Raw genomic sequence first — 22,494 nt, forward strand, 5'->3', positions numbered from 1 at the left:
TATTAGGCACAAGCAAGTATCGAATTGATGTTATTGAAATCAATACCGTTATCTTCAAATGAAATTTCCGTAATTTGTTGAAGTTGTGCTATAGCCAAAAGTATACCTTTCAGTTCTAATACTATTTTTTCTTTATTTAAATCGTTTGAATATTCATATTGCATATATAAGTGAGCTATTAATTCAAACAACTCGTCATTATTTATGTCGTTTATATTTGCTTCAAACAAAACTTTATAAACAAAAGAAAAGCAATTTGTTTTGTTCATATCATCTATATTTGAAATATCGATTATTTTAATATTTCCTTTTTTAGTATCAAATAAAATATCATCTTTATATTTGTTTATAAAATGCCTGCCGTATTCTACATAATCAAAAGTATCGGCACTCTTTAATAAATTTATCAACGAGAAAAATCTTGTTAAAATAGCGGAATTACCCGTAATATTGCTCATATCAATATATAATGTCATCAATTTATTATTTTTTGATAATGTTGTTAAAAAGTCGTTTATATCTTCCGTTGAAGATAAATCAATTTTCAAATGATTTGTTGTTTCTTGTGAGACTGTGTTTGATAAACAAATAATATTGTTATATCCGCTTACATCTATTGTTTGTGTTATATCATCAAAAATTAAAACAATATCATTGGTTATATTTTTATGAATATATGCAATTGTTTGTTGCTGATAAATATTATTCGGTAATCCGTTTAATTTAAAACCGTTAATACCAAACATCTTATGAAGATTGTTTATTTGGGAAACAGTTTGTGTTAACGAAGTTTGCGAAATATCTATACCGAACACTATTTTGGTATTTGACAATTGCGACAACTCCGTAATTTGTTGATAACGAATATATGCTATATATTGCATATATTGGTTTAATTCATAATAATAATTCCATTTATCCGAATTTTCCGCTTTTAATTTTTCAATTGTTTCTTCGGTAACTGATTGGTTATTTATAATCATTCCGGCAGTTAAAAGCTCCAATTCTTTTTTTAATTCGGGGGACATACCTTCACAAAATTGTTTGAACGGCTCGTATTCCTGTTTATTTGATTTTATGTATTGCAACAAATTATTTAAAACAAAAATTTTACTGTTGTTTAAAGTATTATTGCCGTCCAATAAAGTTTTAAATTTATCTAATTCGGTATTATTAAGCCTGTCTATTTCGGAATAAATATCCAACGAATAAATATTAAATAATTCCGTTCCACGATAAAAAACATTTTTTATTATAATGCTTTCCGGTTTAACATCATTTAACAAATATTTAAACTCTTCCGAAGAAAGCGCATTTATATCCGTTTCCGTAACAGTGTTTATGTTAGAAAAATCTCTTATTACGGTTTTTGTGTCGAATATTTTTTTCAGCATATCTTGTGCATATTGTTTCGGATTTTTCAAAAATAACGAAAAATCCGAATCTTCAAACGAATAATTGTAATTTGATACAAGTTTAAATAATAACGATAAGTTCAGTTGTTCGTTGTCGGATATTTCATACTTATTAACCAACGGTGATAATCGTAACCTTTTTATATCATCCACCGTAATATTTGTTGATTTTTGATTTGTAACAATGTTTATATGTTTAATATTTTGTAAATCGGTATCCGTGAAAAAATCATCTTTTATAAGTTCGGCAACACTGAATAATCCGGAATCGTCGAAAGATACAATATAAGATGCGTCAACATTGTCCGCCATAAAATCGGAATTATCATATATAAAATTTAATTTGGAATTTGATTGCAATTCTTTAATAAATGCTAATGTTGCTCTGCCGATAAATAATTGTTTTCTCAGTTTGTTTTGTTTTGTTTTATCTTCCGATAAAATCGATTTTATAAAATCCGTTTCCGTTACGGAAGAATACATATCAATATTATCAAGCAATACGGGCATAAATGCTACAACAACATGATTATTTCCTTTGTTATCTACAATAACATCATAATATACCTTTGCGGGAATTACGGTATTTTCAACGGGGACATTAATAATTACACCCGAATCTTTTTTGTCGTCCGATAATTGATCAAAAGATGTAATTGCAATGTTACCGCTGAGCTCGTTATCGAATGCAAAAAGTTGATGTCTTGAAAACGGTGTCAGTTGCGGAACAATTAAAATACCGGATTGTTTTTGAGATACAAACATATTTTTCATTGTATCCGCAATTTTATCTACCGCTTTACCTGCATTGAAATTTTTTAGAGTGCTCAACAACGAAATAAAATTCTTATAGAAAATATTTCCCAGAATGCCGCTTCTGGTTAAAGTGGAATCCTGCGACGATACAACATTAATAAACGAATCTGAAATTCCATTTTGAAATTCGTTGTTAAGCCTGTCGAACAATCCGTAAAAGAAATCATCGTATTCTTTTTTTATTTGAGGATTCAAATTCGATATGGGAACTTTTAAAACTTCCAAATAAACAAAAATATTTTCTTTATTCATTAACATTGTTAACGGAGTAAGCAAATGTTGAATCAGATCGATTTTAAATTTCCTTCCTTTATAAGATTGTTCATATTCCCTTGCAATGTTCATAAACTTCAACAATAAATCAAAGTTATTATCGTCGTCAAAATTCATACCTATAAGCCCGGCATATGCCGGCATTTGAACAAGAGAAATATTATCGGTATCATACATACGACTAAACATATATGCCACGGCAATATTCGATATTTTTTTGTAGTCGAAATTTCTGTAAAGTTTTTTTAAACGGCTGCTGCCGTCTTGAGAAAAATCGGCTTGATCCGAAATTAATAGCGGTAAACTTTGATTTTTTAATTGTTCATAAGTAACATTCGAAGCAAACATGGTTATATTATTCGTTTGTGTTAAATTACCCAAATACATATATCCGGGATCGGCAATAACGATATTCCCTTTTTGTCCTTTATTTTTTTGTATCATACAAACAGCATTTAACAAAGACAGTTCCAACGGTGTTGTTTGTTTATCGAGTATTTCCATATCGAGCTGTTGATTTATTGCGGACGAATTTGTTTCATTGATATTAACTACAACTATTTTTAAATCTCTTAAATCTTTTTGCGATAGTGAAGGATAATCTTTTTCAAATTGTTTTGATTGAATAAAATTAAATACATCCAACAAACTGTTACCGTTACCGTCGTTTTTTGTAACGATGGATTCTATAGGAACGGATTGTAAATTTCCGAACTTTCTTATATTTCTTACACCCTCATTTAACGATTTTGCCGTGTATCTGCTTTGAGAACCGACCAAAATTATCAAGTCGGGCATTTGTCCGTACGGAACTTTTGCCAATTCATCTATATGTTTTTGCAACAACAATTGTCTGTTGGTTTCTATTGTATTTTTTCCTTCTTTTGCGGATATATTTTTTTTACTTATAACTAAAGTTTTAAAAAATCCTATCATTATTGAAAGCCAATGCAAGCTTACAGTTAAACCTACACCCGTAAAAAACGACATCACAAATGTTTGAAAATAAAATGAGCCGGAAATTACGGATGTTGCAACTTTTTGTATAAATAAAACCAACGGCAAAAATCTCGACAACATTTTTCTGTCTTTCCAACTTTCTATAATACCTAAATAAAAATAATTCGGGCTTTCTTTCTCTTTGAAAAACGAATCCACCGTTTCTTCAATTTTGTCGTCATATAATCCGTTTAGTATTTCGTTACCTGTATTTTTTACCGCCGTAATGGATTTTAAAAATCTTCTCTTCGATAAAAATATTCCGGCTTGTATACCATATACATTTCTTACAACCGACATTAAGCCTGTCAGTTCCAAAAAGTAAAGTTTGTTTCCTTTGGAAACTCTATATCCGTATAAAATTTCCAAACTTACCAAATAATTTAATGCTTTATAATATTGAGTTGCATATTCTCCCATCTTTTCCAATATTTCTATTTCCGGTCTTAATTTGTCTTGTTCTTGTTTTGTAAGTGCCGAATATAATTTTACGGTGTCGTTATAAAAAGAAATAAAATCTTGTAATTGAGATATAATAACATCTTTATTTGTTCCTTTTAATACGGTCGGATTAAAATTTGTTTTTTCTATTATTTCGGTGGCATTTGTTATTATGTTATCAATTGATTCTTTGGTAACAGATTTTGTTTTTAAAATTTCAAACCAATTTTTCAAATGTCCGTTGATTTCTTGTTCTTGAATTTCTCTATCGGAAACAAATCCGTGACTTATACCCTTATATTCTTTCGGTTCATCTTCAATGTTTAATTTCTCTAAATAATCTATAAACTGTAATAATCGCAACTGCAAATCGGATCTTCCGGCAAGTAATATATAAAGCTGTCTGCTGTTATTTAAAATCGGGGCTATCAACATTAAATCGCAGTTCTCTTTATATTGATGTAACAAAGTTAATGTTGAATTTAACAATTCTTTATTTTCTCTTGATGCATTCTTTGCTAACTTGGCATAAAATTTTTCCAACTGCGAAATTTTATTTATATCGTAAGCAAAAAAATCCATAGATTCTTTTATGGAATTTTGACCGTCCAGTTCATTTTCTATTTCTTTTTTCTTTTCATTATAAAATTTATCATTTTGACCCATACCGATTCCCGTTCTATGTAAAAAAACGGAAAGTCCTAATCCTGTCATTAAAGAAATTACCGCCGTAGAAACTGTTGCTACGGTAAATGATGATGTACTTAATGCCGTTATTATTGTAGTCATAAAAGATTGTAATGCAATGGACAACGACAAAAATCTTTGAACGGCTCTTCTGCTTCCCCATTCTTTTTGTATACCTACGGATGTCTTTTCCTTAGGATTTTCAACACTTGTTATGAATGATTCAATATCGTTTTTAAGTATAGGAAAAGAATATAACGAATCTATTAAAAAGTTTCCCGAAGAATATACGGTTGCAAGCTGTTCTCGTACATTTTGCTTGGATTTTTTTATGCCTCTTGCGAGTCCGAAAATAAGTCTGTTTAACGGCATTAACTTCGATTTTTCGAAAAAAGAACTTTTAGGAAATATATAACTTCCCAAAGTGGATAAATTCGTTGTGTAATCCAACAATCTTAAATATTCTATTGTGTAATGCTGCATAGAAAGAAAACTTATTTTTAAATTTTCCAAGTATGTTCTTTCTATTCTGTTTGTATTTGAAATTTGTTCGTTGTTTATTTGGGCAATTGTGTTGCTTATAATATCGGACATATATTTATAAAGTTTTGCCGTATTAACATTTTCGGAAGTATAAAGTTCTTTTTGAACGGGGGTTGTTCTAAATATTTCTATCAATGTGTCATACACCTGTTCGTAATCAACGGATGAATCCAACTGCTTATCCTGAATTTGCGACAACATTTTATATGCTCTCGATAAGGCATTATCTTCATCAAAAGTTTCGGTTATTACAACCTGCTTTTGTTGTATTGTTGATTTTGTATTTTGTTTTATATGCTGAAATTGTTTTGATTTAAAAATTCCCGATAATTTATTAATAAGTTGCCTTGTAAAATTTCTGCTGTATAAAGATTTGGACTGATGATACACTCCGAACTTCATTTCTTGTATTAAACTGCTGTTTTGATAATAGTTAGCGATTCTATCGGCAAAATCAATAAATATGTCTCTGTCTTGTGCGGATGCCGTTTTTGCAAAATACGAACTTACATTTTGTTTGTTTTTAAGTCTGATAAAAGGAACAAATATATGTTGAAACAAATGTGTTTTTTCCGACAAATTGTTAAGATTGTTTCCGTATTCCGATATAAAATTAAAAAACTCTTTATATTTTGTTTCGTCGTCAAAACTGATAAGAATATTGCCGGTAGCGATTTCAAATTGTCTCATTCTGTTATTATCGAAATTATAAAAGTTTCTGTGCTCTATACCTTTTCTCTCAACAATATCGGAAATGTTTTCGGGTGTAAAGCCGTAATAAATTTCTTCCAATGTGCTGGGATAATCTTTAATTATTAACGAATGTCTGTGATGTTGAATTTCTTCCATATTAACTGCAGACGATATAAAAGTAATATCTTCGGTAGGAAGCATATTTCCTATATATATACTTTGCGGATCTATAACCGCAATACCGCCGCCTGTTTTAAATTTATGACATGCTCTTATACCGTTAAGCACCGCTAACTCCAAAGGAGTTATATTTCGTCCGTTAAATTTCATTGGAAGATCTTGTCTTGCTATATTTTCTTTTTCGTTTGTATCTATATCTATTATTACCGAAGTTAAATCTTTGAAATTTTTCCCGAAATCCGAAGATTTTAAATATTCCATAGATTTTATAAAACCTTCGGCGGTTCCCGCTTGTTCTTTCATTATGTAATGTATCTGCGTGTTTTGAAAACTCGGATGAGTTTTGATATCTGCCAACACCTGTTCGCAAAAAATTTTATCCTGTTCGCTGCTTACGGAAATTATTATAACATCCGGCATTTTTTGGTTTAAACTGTTAAGTGTTCTTTGGTATTCATTTTTTATTATTCTTTCGTTCAATAATTTTCTTGATATATATTGCGAAGATAAAGAAGAAATATCGGTAAATGTGTTAATTCCGCCAAACAGTTTTTTTATACTCCTTGTTTTTTGTGATATAAATGTTTTTATATTTGAATATATATCGTGCAACTTCCACATAATATCGGAAATAGTGCTTTTTTTACGGTTGTTATCTTCTTTTTTATATCTTGTTTTGGGAGTTAATATATCATCTATCGGAACAGAACCTAAATATAGTGTTTCATTTACAATATCAAACTCTAAATCTACTTTATTTTCCGATAACCATCTTTTAATTGCCTGCTTTTGTCGGAAAAAATCTATACCGGAATTTGTCATGGAATATGACCACTGTTTTATTATCGAAGCAATTGCGGAAACATCGGCTTGTATCAAAATAGTCGGCGGGGCTAAAGCATTTTTATAAACAACGTTTTCGGTCCTTACAAGTTCGTTATCAAAATCGGTTAATTGTTCAACTCTCGGTATAACAGACAGTACTGAAACGTTTTGGTGTTTTAATATATCCGTAAGTTCGCTATGAAATCCTCCTACGACAACAATGTTTACCGAATCTATATTTTTTAAGTTTTCTATTATATTTGTTTCCGTTACTTCCATATTATCATTGTCGGAAATATTAATTAACGATTTTATATTGCCGTAAAAAATCTTGTTTCTTTGTTCGTTTGTTAAATGATAATTTTTCAAATCTTCATCTTTTAGAATATCGTTTATTGTTTTTAGTGATTGAATATCCAAATATTTTATTGATACGTTATATAAATACTCTTTATTTTGTTCAAAATATTTATATTGATCGTAAGATATGGATAACTTTGCATATTCCGACACAATATGTATAAATTTATCTACCAATATTAATTCTTTTTCATTATAATCAACAAAATTATCCAGGACAAAATTTTCAAGAGTGTCTGTTTGTTGCATGAGTGCATAAAAATTAATATTTGTTCTTGTTTCAATATTATTAAAGTATAAAACAAGCGGTTCATATTTTAACAATGTTTCCGGTGAACTGTTTTTTATAATATTAAATATTAAATTTAATTTTTCTTTAGCGTTTACATCCATATTTTTTAAAAGAGCGGTAATTTGCATATAATTTTGGTATGGGATTTTATTCTTTATATCATTAAATAAACGAGATAAATCTTTTGATATGTTTTTCTTGTTTTTATATTTTGTTACGGCAATAAATTTGTTAATTTCCGAATAAAGACTTATATCAATATTATTATCATTACAGAATTCATATAAATTTATAATTCGCTGTTCAAAATCCGTGTCTTGTGAAAATAAAGAAAACAGTTGCGGTTTTGAAAAATATATTCTGCTTTTTACAAAAGAATCGTAAATTTTATCCGTTTCTTGTAAATATTTGTTTTTTAACAATAAGTTCTGTTCGATATTTTTGTTATATATATCCCAATTTTCAAGTCCGTACAAATTGTGTAAATCGTTTTTTATCACAAAAGATTCCGCACCTGAAATTTTCCCGTCATTTAACAAACCGTTTGTTATATTATTAATAAATTGTTTGTTTTCTATTGAAGAAAATAATTTTGTTGATATCTGTTTGTTGGGTGCACCTTCTATTATTATTTTATTTATTTTCGAATTGTTGGAAATAAAGTTTATGATTTGTTCTATGTTTTGTTGAACTTTTGAGTTGTTATGCAAATCGTGTATTACTACAACTAACGGAGTATCTTTTTTATAAATATTTTCTGTTATTTGTGCATACTCGGACAGTGTATCGCATTTTGTAATAATTTCATTATTGTCATACTTATACGGCAACGGAAATACCGCTGTATTGGCAAAGGCACCGCCCAATACATTAGTTAAAAGAAAACAAACTAGTGTAAAAACAGATAAAACTCTAATCATAGTATACTATTAAAGTATAATACATTTTCTTATTGATAACAATCTTTTAAGATAAAAAGAGAGATGATATTTTTACCTATCATCTCTCTTTCGTTTTATTTTAAAAATAATAGAAATCTATTATTTTTCAGATTTTGTTTCTTGTGCGGCTTGTTCCAATTCCGTAGGTTTTGTTTCTTCTTCGGCTTCTTCACCTACTACCGTTGCAACAGATGCAACTTTATCGCCTTCTTCAAGCCTTACAAGTCTTACACCTTGAGTGTTCCTTCCTATAATGGAAATTTTGTCTACTTTACTTCTTATTGTTATACCGTGTTCGGTTATAAGCATTATTTGACCTTCGTTTGCTTTTCCGATATATATAACATTTCCGTTTCTTTCGGAAGTTTGCATATTTATAACGCCTTTTCCGCCTCTCTTTTGTAGTCTGTATTTACCTACTTCGGTTCTCTTACCGTAACCGTTTTCGGCTACAGATACAAACACATCTTCAGGTGAAAATACTTCCATACCTATAACTTCATCATCTTTTTCAAGCGTTATACCTCTTACACCCTGGCCTGCTCTTCCGATAGCTCTAACATCCTGTTCTTTAAACCTTATTGCTATACCTTTCTTTGTAGCTATAACAACTTCAGGATTTTTCTCTATCTTCTTAACATCCATCAATATATCGCCGTCTTCCAATTTTATTGCTATAATTCCGCCTCTTCTCGGGTTGGCAAATTCGGATAATGCTATTTTCTTTATTGTTCCTTTTCTTGTGCACATTAACAAATATTCGTCTTTAATATCTTTCGGATTAAACGATCTTATAGGAATTGAAGCAGTAATTTTTTCATCCGGACTTGATAACTGAATTATGTTAACGATAGCTTTACCTTTAGATGTTCTTGTTCCTTCGGGAATTTCGTATACTCTGGACCAATACAATCTTCCTCTTGTAGTAAACGACAACAAGTAAGCATGTGTAGATGTTACAAACATTTTTGCAACAAAATCATCTTCTTTTGTTGTCATACCTACAACACCTCTGCCTCCTCTTGCCTGAACTCTGTATGTATTTACAGGTATTCTCTTAATGTATCCTGCATTTGATACGGTAACCACAACTTCTTCTTCTTGAATTAAATCTTCAATATTGAAATCTTCCGCATCCGCAGTTAAATGAGTTCTTCTCTTGTCACCGTATTTTTCTTTTAATTGTAACAATTCGTCTTTAATTATTGCCAAAACTTTTTTAGGATCTTCCAAAATAGATTTTAATCTTTCGATATTTTTGATAACTTCTATATATTCTTCATCTATTTTCTTTCTTTCAAGACCTGTCAACTGTTGCAATTTCATATCAAGAATTGCTTGTGCTTGAAGTTTTGATAATCTGAATCTTTCCATTAAGTTAATTCTTGCGGTATCTGTATCGGGGGATTGTCTTATTGTTTTTACTACGGCATCCAAATTGTCGATTGCAATTTTCAAACCTTCTAAAATGTGTGCTCTTGCTTCCGCTTTTTTAAGTTCAAATTTTGTTCTTCTTACAACAATAATTTTTCTGTGCTCTACGAAATGGTAAAGCATTTCTTTAATATTTAAAACTTTCGGTTTGTTGTTAACAAGTGCAAGCATTATAACACCGAAACTTGTTTGCATTTGTGTATGTTTAAACAATTGGTTTAATACAACCTGAGCATTTGCATCTCTTTTTAACTCAATAACAACTCTCATACCGTGTCTGTCGGTTTCATCTCTTAAATCGGAAATACCGTCTATCTTTTTATCTTTTACGAGATTTGCTATCGATGTGATAAGCATAGCTTTGTTTACTTGGTAAGGAAGTTCGGTAATAATAATAGCTTCTCTTCCGCCTTTCATTTCTTCAATTTCGGTTTTAGCTCTCATTTTTACGGAACCGCGACCTGTTTCCATATAATCTTTAATTCCGGCTTTACCTAAAATTAAAGCTGCCGTAGGAAAATCGGGACCTTTGATATATTTCATTATTTCGGATATTGAAATTTCGGGATCATCTATAAAAGCGATTGTTCCGTCTATAACTTCAGACAAATTGTGTGTAGGAATATTTGTTGCCATACCTACTGCGATACCCGATGAACCGTTTATTAAAAGTTCCGGAAGTTTTGTAGGAAGTATTAAAGGTTCTTGTAGCGAACCGTCATAGTTCGGAATATAATCTATTGTGTCTTTATCTATATCGGCAAGCATTTCGTCTGCGATATAGTCCATTCTTACTTCGGTGTACCTCATAGCTGCCGGATCGTCACCGTCAACACTACCGAAGTTTCCCTGCCCGTCTACAAGAGGATATCTCATAGAAAAGTCTTGAACCATTCTTACGAGTGCATCATATACCGAAGAATCTCCGTGCGGATGATATTTACCGAGCACATCACCCACGATTCTGGCGGATTTTTTGTAAGGTGTATTTCTTCTTACACCCATTTCTTTCATTGCATACAAAATTCTTCTGTGAACCGGTTTTAAACCGTCTCTTACATCTGGCAATGCTCTACCTACAATAACACTCATTGCATAATCTATGTAAGATGATTTCATTTCATCTTGAAGATTTGTGGGAAGAATTCCCGGATTTATAACTACCTCTTTTTCTTCTGTCGGTTTATTTAAGTCTTTATCTTCTGCCATTATATACTCCTTAGTTTTTCAACCATTAAACTGTCGTTTCTATTCCTATATACTTCTATACATCCATGCCTCAACAAATTGCTTTGCAATTTGTTAAATATCCAAATTGGTTACATCTAACGAATGTGCCTGAATAAATGCTCTTCTTGCTTCAACTTTATCGCCCATAAGTGTTGTAAATATTCTGTCTGTTTCAATTGCATCTTCAAGTTTAACCTGCAACATTTTTCTTCTTGCGGGATCCATTGTTGTTTCCCAAAGTTGTTCGGGGTTCATTTCACCCAAACCTTTATATCTTTGAATTGTTGCACCTTTTCTTCCCAACTCTCTAATCTGTTCTATCAACTGATTTGTCGATGACAAATCGTGAACATCATTGTTTGCGCCTTTTAATCTGTAAACAGGTCTTACGTGTGTTGTTCCGTAATGGTGCAAGTGTAAACCTTTGCTTTCAAGTTTGTTTGCCAAAATATTTATTCTCGGAAGTTCCCACAATTCTTTATATTCAGGCAATATATCTTCGGTTAAACCGTCAACCGGAAGTTCACCGTTGTCTTGTTGCATTTGTTTTTTTCTTTCCGCAAGTTCCGCTTTAAATTCTTTCCATTCCTTATCGGAATAAATATATCTTACCTGATTTTGATCTACAACTCTGAAAAGAGGCATTTTGCCTTCTTCTCTGAATTTAAGATATTCACTCCACTTTAAACCTTTCTTTGTAATTTTAATTATAAGGTTATCGAGTTCCGCAATGGAATCTACAATTTGTGTTAATTGTTTTTGGTCTATAACATCGCCGATTTGTTGTCCGTCTTTTAACAATATCATCGACTGTCCGTCCAAACCTTGTTTAAACAAAAATTTATCAAGTTCTGCTTCGGTCTGTAAATACATTTCTTTTTTACCTTTTTTAACTTTATACAAAGGCGGTTGTGCAATATAAACATAACCGTTATCTATAAGTTGAGGCATTTGTCTGTAGAAAAATGTTAAAAGAAGTGTTCTGATATGTGCACCGTCGACATCGGCATCGGTCATGATAACAACTTTGTGGTATCTTACTTTATCTATGTTAAATTCACCTTCACCTTTACCGATACCTGCACCGATTGCGGTTATCATCGTCTTAATTTCTTCGTTTGTTAACATTTTTGTAAGACGAGATTTTTCAACATTCAAGATTTTACCTCTTAAAGGAAGTATTGCCTGGAATGCTCTGTTTCTGCCTTGCTTTGCAGAACCTCCTGCAGAGTTTCCTTCCACGATGAAAAGTTCTGTTTTTTGAGGATCTTTTTCGGAACAATCCGCAAGTTTTCCCGGAAGAGCGGCCGAATCAAGAGCACCTTTTCTTCTTGTAAGTTCTCTTGCTTTTCTTGCGGCTTCTCTGGCTTCTGCGGCATTAATGGATTTTTCCAATATTTGTCCTGCAATTCCCGGATTTTCTTCCAAGAATGTTGCAAGTGCATCACCGACGAGAGATTTTACGATACCTTCAACTTCGGAGTTTCCCAACTTTGTTTTTGTCTGTCCTTCGAATTGAGGGTTGGGAACTTTAACGGAAATAACTGCAGTTAAACCTTCTCTTACATCTTCTCCGGAAAGAGTTAAATTTTTATTTTTTGATAATTCGTTTTTCTTAATATAATCGTTAACAACTCTTGTTAATGCCGAACGGAAACCCGATAAATGTGTTCCGCCTTCGACAGTGTTAATGTTATTAACAAATGTGTGAATTTGTTCGTTGTAAGAATCATTATATTGCATTGCAACTTCAACATCCACATTATCTTTGTTTTTTGTGAAATATATAGGTTCTTTGTTTATAACCTGTTTATTTGTATTCAAATAAGAAACGAAACTTTTTATACCGCCTTCATAATGGAAAGTGTATTCTTTATCTTGTCTTTCGTCAATAATTGTAATATTTGCACCGGCATTTAAAAATGCCAATTCTCTTAATCTGTTAGCCAATGTATCGAAAGAATATGTTGTAACGGAAAATATTTCGGGATCCGGTAAAAATGTAACTTTTGTTCCTCTGTCGTCGGTTTTACCTATTATTTCGAGTTTTGTTGTAGGTTTTCCTTTAGCATATTCCTGTCTGTAAATATTTCCGTTTCTGTAAACTTCAACCACCAATTTTGTAGAAAGAGCATTTACACACGATACTCCGACACCGTGCAAACCTCCGGAAACTTTATAAGAATTCTTATCGAATTTTCCGCCGGCATGCAAAACCGTCATAACAACTTCAAGTGCTGATTTATCTTTATATTTAGGATGCGGATCTACAGGAATACCTCTACCGTCATCCAATACCGTTATTGAATTATCCGGATGAATTGTAACATCGATATTTTTACAAAAACCCGCCAAAACTTCATCGATAGAGTTATCTACGGTTTCATAAACCAAATGATGAAGACCTTGTTCGGATGTTGAACCGATATACATTGCAGGTCTTTTTCTGACAGCTTCAAGACCTTCTAATACTTGAATTTTCGAAGCATCATAATTCGATGCCGCTTTATTTTGTTCTTCGTTAGTCATTAACTTCCTCCATATCTTTTACTACTTAATTTCACACTTTATATTTTTTATCAGTTTTTTTCCTAAATACTGATTAAGTTTATTTATAATTTGTCTTTTTCTTAAATTCAAATCATTTACATAAACTGCCGATTTTGCAGATGCAAAAAGTACTCCGTCTTTAAAACCATTTAACTCTACTTTATTATTGCCTACTTCTTGTTGCCATTTGGACATAATAATAAAATAGTCGTCATTTAAACCTAATTTATCAGAAATTTGTTTTATTATCGACGAAACTTCCGTAAATTTCATTTTATTACGATCTCATAGGCATAACTACACAAAGATAATTTTTATCTTTTTCCGGGGTTATAACTACTGGATTTTGAGAAGTAGTATATGCAAAATAAATATTTTCATCTTCTATGTTTTGTAAAATATCTTTTATATAATTCGGATTAAAATTTATATCAAATACTTCACCTGAATATTCCGTTTCAACTTCTGCTTCTCCGGAACCCAAACCTACCGTATTTGCCGAAACTATCATTTTATTTTTTTCAAAACTTAACTTAATAGACGATGCTCTGTCTGCAACAAGTTTATCTCCGGTAAGTAAAGCCATTTGTTTTACCGCAGATATTGTATTTGCAACATTTAATTTTATTTTTGACATTGCCTTTTTAGGTATTACCTGCTCATAATTAGGAAATACACCTTCTATTAATTTTGTTTGGAAAGTTATATCTCCTATCATAACAGTCATTAAATTGTCACTTAAACTTATTTGAACTTCTTCAACTTTATCGTTAGCGGAAATCAATCTTAAAATATCAGAAACAGCTTTTGTAGGAATAATTACTTTACCTTTAATTTTTTTATCTATACCGTCACTGCTAATATAAGATAATCTTCTTCCGTCGGTAGAAACCGCTTTTATTGTTCCGTCTTCAACTATTAAACATACTCCATTTAAAACATATCTTTGAGAATCTTTAGATACTGCAAATATAGTTTTTTTAAGCATGGAATTTAATACTTGTTTTTTTAAAGAAAATACATTTTCCTTTTGAAAATCAGGTAATGTAGGATAATCTTTTTTATCTATACCCATCAAAACAAATTTAGATTTATTTGCTTTTATGTTTATTTGATTTGTTTCATCTGCTTTTATTTCTATATTACCGTCCGAAACTTCTTTTATAATATCGGAAAATCTTTTTGCTGGTATTGTAATTGCACCTTCACTTACTATTTCCGCTTTTATATAACAAGTTACACCTATTTCCAAATCCGTAGCGGATAATTTTATTTTATCTTTTTCCGTTTCAAATAAAAAATTGGAAAGTACAGGTAAAGTTATTTTTGAAGCTATCACAGGCTGGACTATTTGCATCCCCTTTATTAATTCATCTTTTGCACAAATTACCTTCATTACTTTTTCCTCCTTTTTATTTAAAAAAAATTAATAATAATAATAATAATTGTTAATAACCTGATAATTAAATTAAAAATAAAAAAAATTATAATTATCAAATATTTTTTTTACAAAATTAAAGTTAATAACTATGTTAATAATTTTTTAATTTTATTAACATATTAGAACCAAAAATTATTTTTTATATAAAAATTAAAAAATTAACAAAAATATTAACAACTAATTATCTTCTTTTATCAATTTAATAATTTTATTTATTTCGGCAGCAAACCAAGCATCATCTTTAACTTTTTTTGCTATCTTATTATAAGCATGCATAACGGTAGTATGATCTCTTCCGCCGAAAGTGTCACCTATTGCCGTAGTAGACATATCAGTTAAAGATCTTGCCAAATACATTGCTATTTGTCTGGGCATAGCAAGTTGATTGGTTCTTTTTTTAACTTTTAAATCTTTTACCGTTAAATGATATTCTTCCGCAACAACTTTTTGTATTTTATCTATAGTTATTTGTACATTTTCTTCAGGAACCACAATATCTTTTAATATTGTTTTTACAGCATCTAACGTAAAAGGTGTATTTGTAAATTTAATAAAAGACGTAACTCTTAATAATGTTCCTTCCAATTCTCTGATGTTGGATTTTATTTGTGAAGCGATAAATAATATAACATCTTCGGGAACGGAAAAACCTTCTTCTTCGGCTTTTTTCTTTAATATTGCAATTCTTGTTTCCAAATCCGGTTTTTGAATATCAACGGTATTACCCCATTTAAACCTTGATACCAATCTTTCTTCAACTTCCAATTTATCTTGAGGTCTATCGGAAGCAATAACAATTTGTTTACCGCTATCTTTTAACGTATTAAATATGTTAAAAAACTCTTCTTGAGATCTTCCTGCATTTTTTGTAAGGAATTGAATATCGTCTATTAAAAGACAATCAAGATTTCTGTATTTATTTTTAAAAGCCGGCATTTTATCCGGAAATCTTATAGCTTCAATAAAGTCGGAAACAAATTTTTCGCATGTTACATATAATATTCTAAAATTAGGAAAATTCTTTTTTAATTCATTACCTATAGCATGCATTAAATGAGTTTTACCCAGACCCACACCGCCGTATATAAATAAAGGATTAAACTGTTTTCCGGGATTTTTTGTTACCGCTTCGGCACAACCGGAAGCAAATCTGTTGGAATTTCCTACAATAAATCTGTCGAAAGTTAATTTCGGATTAAGTTGATCTTTTATTATTGAAGGAACAGGAGTATCATTGTGTATAGGTATAGTAGGAACTTTTGTCATTTCGTCGGAAATATCTTTTTCAATCTTATATTCCAACTTTATATCTTTAGAATAAATTTCCTTTAAATTTTGTTCAATATTAAATTGTTGATTTTTTTCTATCCAATCGGAATAAAACTTTGTAGGTACGGAAATTAAAAAAACACTTTCATTTAAAGAAACCGGTTTTACACCCGTAAACCACAAATTTACTGCGCCCTGCCCTACGGATAATGTTAAGTTATCCACAACCTTTTTCCATGCGTCTGTAATAGAAACTTCCATTTTATCCCCAAACTTATCCACATTGTGGATAACTATTTAAAAAAATATAAAAAACTTAAAAAAAATAAAAATAATATTTGTAAGTTTTATCGTCAAAAGAGTATATAAAATTGATACACACAAGTCAAGCAAAAAAATTACTAAAATTTTTGCTGTTTTTTAAAACAAATTTTTACAAAATTTTATATTTGGTTAAACTTGTTAATAAGTTCTTGTTTATGTAAATCAAAATCTTCTTTATCTTTACCGGTTAAAGTATAAGTTGGCGGCATTTTCATAGTAAGATAGTTGAAAAATGTTCCGTTCTTTTTGATTCTAAAATCCAAATGAGGACCTGTTGACAGTCCCGTAGAACCTACATAACCTATAACTTGTCCTTGTTTAACTCTGACACCTTTTTTTATACCTTTACCGTATTTAGACAAATGTCCGTAATAAGTTTCATATCCGTTAGGATGTTTTATTATTACAAGGTTACCGTATCCGCCGCTGTATTGCGATTTTGTTACAACACCGTCACCTACTGCCGATACCGGTGTTCCTATAGGTGCTGCATAATCTATACCTTCATGCGCTCTGTAACGTTTTAATATAGGATGAAATCTTTTCTTTTTAAAATAAGAAGAAATTCTTTTAAATTGCAAAGGTGCTTTCAAAAATGCACTCTTTACCGATTTACCGTTTTCATCAAAATATCCTTCATCACCTTTAGAATTTACAAATCTTATTGCGGTATTTGTTGATGTTGCCGTAATATATTGTCCTGCAATAATTTCCGAAGAAAGAACGGTATCTTTCTTTTCCAATGTTTTTACTTCATATATAAGTTTATAAATATCACCGGGTCTGCAGTCGGTAAGAAAATCTATATGCCATGCAAACATGTCGGCATAATCAAGAATAATAGCAGGCTTTATTTCGGAAGCGGACATTGATTCCCATAACGAATTTTCTATTGTTCCCGACACTTCAAAAATTTGTGAAGTTGTTTGCAATTCAAGTTTTTCGGAAGTTATAACATTATCGGTAGATTTATCTATGGAATAAAAATATTGTCCTTCCGGGAAAAACTTAAAATTTGTCCAAGTTTCTTCTATAGCGGTATCGGTGGAATATGTTATTTCATAGAATTCGTTAGGTTTACATTTATTAATGTTGATATACTTTTTTAATTCCGCTAAAATTTTTAAACTTTCTTGTTTGGATAATTTTGTTTGCTCGAAAGTTTTACCGAAAACATCTCCGGGTTGAATAACAACAGTTTCAACCTCTGGCATTTTTGTGATATCTATTTCCATATTATCGCTTGTACAACCTATAAAAAATGCGATAAAAAGTAATAATATATATGAATAAAATTTTTTCATATCTTACAAATTATAGCATAATAAAAAATATTTTATACCATTTTTTTGTTGATATTTTTTTACAACAAAAACAACCCGATAAAAAATCATTATTTTTCCTTGCACAACAGCCGTCAAATTATATAAAATATGCAATTATGAAAAACTATAAACTTTTATCAGGAAACGAGGCTCTTGCACAAGGAGCTTACGAGGCAGGACTAAAATTTGCAGCTTCCTATCCGGGAACACCTGCAACAGACATTTTAGAGTATTTGGCACAATTTAAAGAAGTAGATGCACAGTGGTCAATAAACGAAAAGGTGGCTTTTGAAGTATCTTTGGGAGCTGCTTTTGCCGGAGTAAGGTCAATTTATTCGTCGAAACATGTGGGAGTAAATGTTGCGATGGACCCTTTAATGACGGCAACATATTCGGGAATTAATGCGGGTTTTGTTATTGTTACCGGTGATGATCCCGGAATGCACTCGTCTCAAAACGAGCAGGATAACAGACTTGTTGCAAAGTTTGCAAAAATTCCGTTACTTGAACCTTCTTCTCCGCAGGAAGCAAAAAAATTAATAAAACTTGCTTACGAAATAAGCGAAAAGTTTGATACCCCTGTTTTATTTAGAATGACTACAAGAGTTGCTCATACCAAAGAAACTGTTGAAATAGGTACAAGAACGGAAGTTGCCGATAAACCTTTCGAAAAAAATCCGAGAAAATATGTTATGGTTCCGGCAAATGCTTACAAGAAACATATAGATTTGGAAGAAAAATTGTTAAAAATGCAGGAATTTTCCGACAATTTAGCGGAAAATTTCATTGAAATAAAAGATAAAAAGTTAGGTATAGTTACGGACAGTGTTTCATATATGTATGTTAAAGAAGTGTATCCGAATGCTTCCGTATTAAAACTTTCAATGCCGTTTCCTTTTCCGGACAAAAAAATAAAAGAGTTTTGTTCTCAAATGGAAAAAGTTGTTGTTGTTGAAGAGAGTGAACCTTTTATAGAAGAACATCTTTTACAGATGGGAATAAAATGTCAGGGAAAACATTATACATACAGAGTAGGGGAACTTAATCCGGAATCTGTTAGAGATATAGTTGAAGGTAAACCTAAAACCACATATCCTCAGGCGGGAAGAAAACCTGTTTTGTGTCCAGGATGTCCCCACAGAGCAACATTTGTTGCTTTAAGAAAAACCAAAGTTGTTGTTGCCGGTGATATCGGATGTTATACACTCGGTGCAACACCGCCGTTATCCGCGCTTCATACCACAGTTTGTATGGGTTCAAGTGTAACGATAATGAGCAGTTTAACCAAAATTTTAGGTAAAGATAAAGCAGTTGCAGTTATCGGCGATTCAACATTCTGTCATTCAGGTATAGAAGGGCTTGTTAATTGTGCATACAATAAAACTAAAGGTGTAATAATTATCCTTGATAACGGAACGACGGCAATGACGGGAGCACAGCCTAACCCTGCAACGGGAGTTACCGCTAAAGGGGAACAAACAAAGAGACTCGATTTGGTTACTTTATGTAAAGCGTGCGGTGCTGACAATGTTGAAGTTATAGGCGACAGCTCAGCCGTAATAGAATCTAAAATAAAAGAATATACCGCAAAAGACGAACTTTCTGTTTTGATAGTAAGAATCGGTCTTTGCAAAATGATAGACAGAAGTAAAAAACCTGCACCGAAATTTTATGCTGATAAATGCAAAAAATGTTATATGTGTGTAAGCGTGGATTGCCCTGCAATATTTAAAGACGAAAACGGAAACATAAAATTGAACGAAAACTTATGTGCAGGTTGCAACGTTTGTGTACAACAATGCAAATTCGGTGCATTGGAAGAAATGAAATAGTTCTTTTAAAATTTTATATTTTCAAGCAAAAAAGCCATTCGTTTGAAAAATTTAAAGCCAACCGCAGAACTCGTTTTTTTCTAACGACATAATGTAGCGAAAAAAACTCAAACATCAGCGGTTTAAAAATTTAAGAATTTATAATTTTTACTTTAAATTTTTCTGCACTCATAAACGGCTTTAATCATGCTTTTTAAATAAAAATTTTAAAAGTTTGAATAGGGGAAGGTATATAAAATGGATACAATAAACATATTATTTTGTGGTACAGGCGGTCAAGGTATTTTAACCGCAGCGGAAATCGTAGGGCTTGCTGCAATGTACGACGGGCACCATGTAAAAAAATCCGAAGTGCACGGTATGGCACAAAGAGGGGGTTCGGTAGAATCTCATTTAAGGTTCGGAAAAGAGGTTTTTTCGCCGATAATAGAGTGCGGTAAAGCAGATTTCTTGCTTTCCTTTGAAAAAGGTGAACATGAAAGAATGAAATTTATGTTAAAAAAAGACGGTGTGGATTTGTTTGAAGATTTTGTTAAAGGACAAGAAAAAATAACAAATCCTAAATTTTTAAATACGTATATGTTGGGAGTATTATCAAAACATTTAAAGATTTCACAAGAAAGTTGGGAAAAAGCATTAAAGCAGGTTATAAAACCACAGTTTGTAGAAAAAAACTTGGAAATTTTTAAATCAGCGATAGTATAAATAGTTGTTATAAGTCGTTAAAGAGGAGAGTTGTATGATTTACAATGAAGCAATTGAATGTGCATCCAGAGAGAACTTAAAAAATTTACAATCGGAAAGATTAGTAAAAGTTGTAAAATACATCTATGATAATTCACCTGTGTACAAACAGAAGTTTAACAAGTTGGGAATAACACCGACAGACATTAAATCTATCGACGATATTACAAAATTACCTTTTACACCGAAAGAAGATTTAAGAGATTCTTACCCGTTTGGACTTTTTTCAACGGACATTAAAAATGTTGCGGAAATTCATGTATCGAGCGGAACAACAGGTAATCCTACGGTTGTAGGTTATACAAAAAGAGATCTTAATCTTTGGGCAAATGTTGCAGCTCGTTCCATTGCTTGTGCAGGCGGTAAAAGGGGAGATATTATTCAAATATCTTACGGATACGGACTGTTTACCGGCGGTTTAGGGCTTCATTACGGAGCATTAAGACTCGGTGCAACAATTATTCCTGCAGCAACAGGGCAAACAAAAAGACAAATAAAGTTAATGCAGGATTTTAAACCGAGAATTATAGCTTGTACTCCGAGCTATATTTTATATTTGGCAGAAGAAATGAAAGCATTGGGAGTTGATCCGAGAACATCAAGTTGGGAAGTGGGAATATTCGGTTCCGAACCATGGAGTATTGCCATGAGAGATACGATAGATAAAACCTTGAATATGAAAGCAACAGATATTTACGGACTTTCCGAAATTTGCGGTCCGGGAGTTGCACAGGAATGTACGGCAAGAGAAGGTCTTCATATTTGGTCTGATTTTTTTTATCCTGAAATAATTGACCCGGTAACAAACCAGACTGTTCCTGAAGGCCAACCGGGAGAACTTGTAATTACAACATTAACAAAACAGGCAATTCCTTTAATAAGATACAGAACAAGAGATATAGTTGCAATAACTTATGAAACTTGCAAATGCGGAAGAACAGTTCCGAGACTCAGCAAAATAAAAGGCAGAACAGACGATATGATAGTTGTCAGGGGAATAAATGTGTTCCCGACGCAAATAGAACATGCTTTGTTGCAGGTTGACGGTGCTTTACCTAATTATCAGTTGATAGTTGACAGAGAAGACGGTTCGTTGGATAAATTGGAAGTGTTGGTTGAAGTTGACGAAAAATTCTTTACCGATGAATTGCAAGCTTTGGAAAATATAAAAGCCACAATTAAAAGAGCAATAGATTCCACCATAGGTTTAGGTGTTAATGTTAGGTTAGTGGAACCGAAAACATTGGCAAGAACCGAAGGAAAATCTAAAAGAGTTATTGATAAGAGAAACCTACATTAATTTTTGCTTTGCAAAAATTAGTTGAAAAGTTGAAAGGTTGAAGAGTTGAAAAGTTTTTTGTAAAAATTGCAGAGCAATTTTTAGGAGGAATAATGAAAACAATTAGCCAAGTATCAATTTTTATTGAAAATACAAAAGGAAGACTTGCAAACGTTTGCGGATTGTTGGGTGATAATAACATAAATATAAAAGCTCTTACGATTGCTGAAACTCCTGAATTTGGAATACTAAGAGTAGTTTTAAATGATACTGAAAAAGCAAAAAAAGTTTTAAAAGAAAACGGTTTTATTGCAAAAATAGCTCCTGTTGTTGCTGTTGAAGTTTCCGATACACCGGGCGGACTTGCAAAAGCATTAAAAGTTTTAGCTGATAACGATATAAATCTTGAATATATGTACGGCTTTGTTGAAAAAGCCAGTGAAAAAGCATTAATGGTATTAAAATTCGATAACGTTGAAAAGGCAATAGATATACTGCAAAAAAATAATGTTTCTATTGTAGATGACAAAGTGGCCTTGGGACTATAAAAATTGCCAAAGGCAATTTTTAGTTTATAGGGTTATAAGGTGATAAGGTTATA

General features: G+C 31.5%; 11 protein-coding genes. 4 read left to right on the forward strand and 7 right to left on the reverse strand.

What is annotated here, in order from left to right; translation table 11 throughout:
• Positions 1 to 2: 2 nt before the first annotated feature.
• The 7 genes from B2Y85_RS05770 to B2Y85_RS05800 all read right to left on the reverse strand — a co-directional run bounded on the left by B2Y85_RS05770 (position 3) and on the right by B2Y85_RS05800 (position 18,017).
• Positions 3 to 8,444, reverse strand: coding sequence for a hypothetical protein (locus tag B2Y85_RS05770; protein WP_372519524.1), 8,442 nt, complete (start codon positions 8,442 to 8,444; stop codon positions 3 to 5).
• Between the two features lie 120 nt (positions 8,445 to 8,564).
• Positions 8,565 to 11,108: a DNA gyrase subunit A gene (gyrA, locus tag B2Y85_RS05775; RefSeq protein ID WP_372519525.1), complete on the reverse strand. Its 2,544-nt coding sequence runs from the start codon at positions 11,106 to 11,108 to the stop codon at positions 8,565 to 8,567.
• Between the two features lie 93 nt (positions 11,109 to 11,201).
• Positions 11,202 to 13,658: a DNA topoisomerase (ATP-hydrolyzing) subunit B gene (gene gyrB, locus B2Y85_RS05780; protein ID WP_372519526.1), complete on the reverse strand. Its 2,457-nt coding sequence runs from the start codon at positions 13,656 to 13,658 to the stop codon at positions 11,202 to 11,204.
• A 21-nt stretch (positions 13,659 to 13,679) separates the two neighbouring features.
• Entirely contained in the window at positions 13,680 to 13,952 is a 273-nt protein-coding gene (locus tag B2Y85_RS05785; protein ID WP_372519527.1) for a DUF721 domain-containing protein, read from the reverse strand.
• Between the two features lie 4 nt (positions 13,953 to 13,956).
• Complete coding sequence (gene dnaN, locus B2Y85_RS05790) at positions 13,957 to 15,075, reverse strand: DNA polymerase III subunit beta (protein WP_372519528.1); 1,119 nt, start codon at positions 15,073 to 15,075, stop codon at positions 13,957 to 13,959.
• A gap of 222 nt (positions 15,076 to 15,297) precedes the next feature.
• Positions 15,298 to 16,650 (reverse strand): chromosomal replication initiator protein DnaA, encoded by a 1,353-nt coding sequence (gene dnaA / locus B2Y85_RS05795; RefSeq protein ID WP_372519529.1) that lies wholly within the window; start codon positions 16,648 to 16,650, stop codon positions 15,298 to 15,300.
• Between the two features lie 182 nt (positions 16,651 to 16,832).
• Positions 16,833 to 18,017 (reverse strand): M23 family metallopeptidase, encoded by a 1,185-nt coding sequence (locus B2Y85_RS05800; protein ID WP_372519530.1) that lies wholly within the window; start codon positions 18,015 to 18,017, stop codon positions 16,833 to 16,835.
• On the opposite strand from B2Y85_RS05800, the gene B2Y85_RS05805 reads away from it, so the two are divergent.
• The 4 genes from B2Y85_RS05805 (at position 17,999) to B2Y85_RS05820 (ending at position 22,441) form a co-directional block, all read left to right on the forward strand.
• Positions 17,999 to 19,870, forward strand: a complete 1,872-nt coding sequence (locus tag B2Y85_RS05805) for a thiamine pyrophosphate-dependent enzyme (RefSeq protein ID WP_372519531.1) — start codon at positions 17,999 to 18,001, stop codon at positions 19,868 to 19,870. The genes B2Y85_RS05800 and B2Y85_RS05805 overlap by 19 nt on opposite strands.
• Before the next feature lie 237 nt (positions 19,871 to 20,107).
• Positions 20,108 to 20,575, forward strand: coding sequence for an indolepyruvate oxidoreductase subunit beta (locus B2Y85_RS05810; protein WP_372519532.1), 468 nt, complete (start codon positions 20,108 to 20,110; stop codon positions 20,573 to 20,575).
• 34 nt (positions 20,576 to 20,609) lie between these two features.
• Complete coding sequence (locus B2Y85_RS05815; protein ID WP_372519533.1) at positions 20,610 to 21,914, forward strand: phenylacetate--CoA ligase family protein; 1,305 nt, start codon at positions 20,610 to 20,612, stop codon at positions 21,912 to 21,914.
• Between the two features lie 92 nt (positions 21,915 to 22,006).
• Positions 22,007 to 22,441: an ACT domain-containing protein gene (locus tag B2Y85_RS05820; protein WP_372519534.1), complete on the forward strand. Its 435-nt coding sequence runs from the start codon at positions 22,007 to 22,009 to the stop codon at positions 22,439 to 22,441.
• Positions 22,442 to 22,494: the final 53 nt, after the last annotated feature.

Source organism: Candidatus Ruminimicrobiellum ovillum (genome assembly GCF_002392975.1).
Lineage (GTDB): Bacteria > Elusimicrobiota > Endomicrobiia > Endomicrobiales > Endomicrobiaceae > Ruminimicrobiellum > Ruminimicrobiellum ovillum.

Coding starts and splice junctions, on each gene's coding strand:
- B2Y85_RS05770 (WP_372519524.1), bottom strand. CDS start 8,444: ATGATTAGAGTTTTATCTGTTTTTACACTAGTTTGTTTTCTTTTAACT.
- gyrA (WP_372519525.1), bottom strand. CDS start 11,108: ATGGCAGAAGATAAAGACTTAAATAAACCGACAGAAGAAAAAGAGGTA.
- gyrB (WP_372519526.1), bottom strand. CDS start 13,658: ATGACTAACGAAGAACAAAATAAAGCGGCATCGAATTATGATGCTTCG.
- B2Y85_RS05785 (WP_372519527.1), bottom strand. CDS start 13,952: ATGAAATTTACGGAAGTTTCGTCGATAATAAAACAAATTTCTGATAAA.
- dnaN (WP_372519528.1), bottom strand. CDS start 15,075: ATGAAGGTAATTTGTGCAAAAGATGAATTAATAAAGGGGATGCAAATA.
- dnaA (WP_372519529.1), bottom strand. CDS start 16,650: ATGGAAGTTTCTATTACAGACGCATGGAAAAAGGTTGTGGATAACTTA.
- B2Y85_RS05805 (WP_372519531.1), top strand. CDS start 17,999: ATGAATAAAATTTTTTCATATCTTACAAATTATAGCATAATAAAAAAT.
- B2Y85_RS05800 (WP_372519530.1), bottom strand. CDS start 18,017: ATGAAAAAATTTTATTCATATATATTATTACTTTTTATCGCATTTTTT.
- B2Y85_RS05810 (WP_372519532.1), top strand. CDS start 20,108: ATGGATACAATAAACATATTATTTTGTGGTACAGGCGGTCAAGGTATT.
- B2Y85_RS05815 (WP_372519533.1), top strand. CDS start 20,610: ATGATTTACAATGAAGCAATTGAATGTGCATCCAGAGAGAACTTAAAA.
- B2Y85_RS05820 (WP_372519534.1), top strand. CDS start 22,007: ATGAAAACAATTAGCCAAGTATCAATTTTTATTGAAAATACAAAAGGA.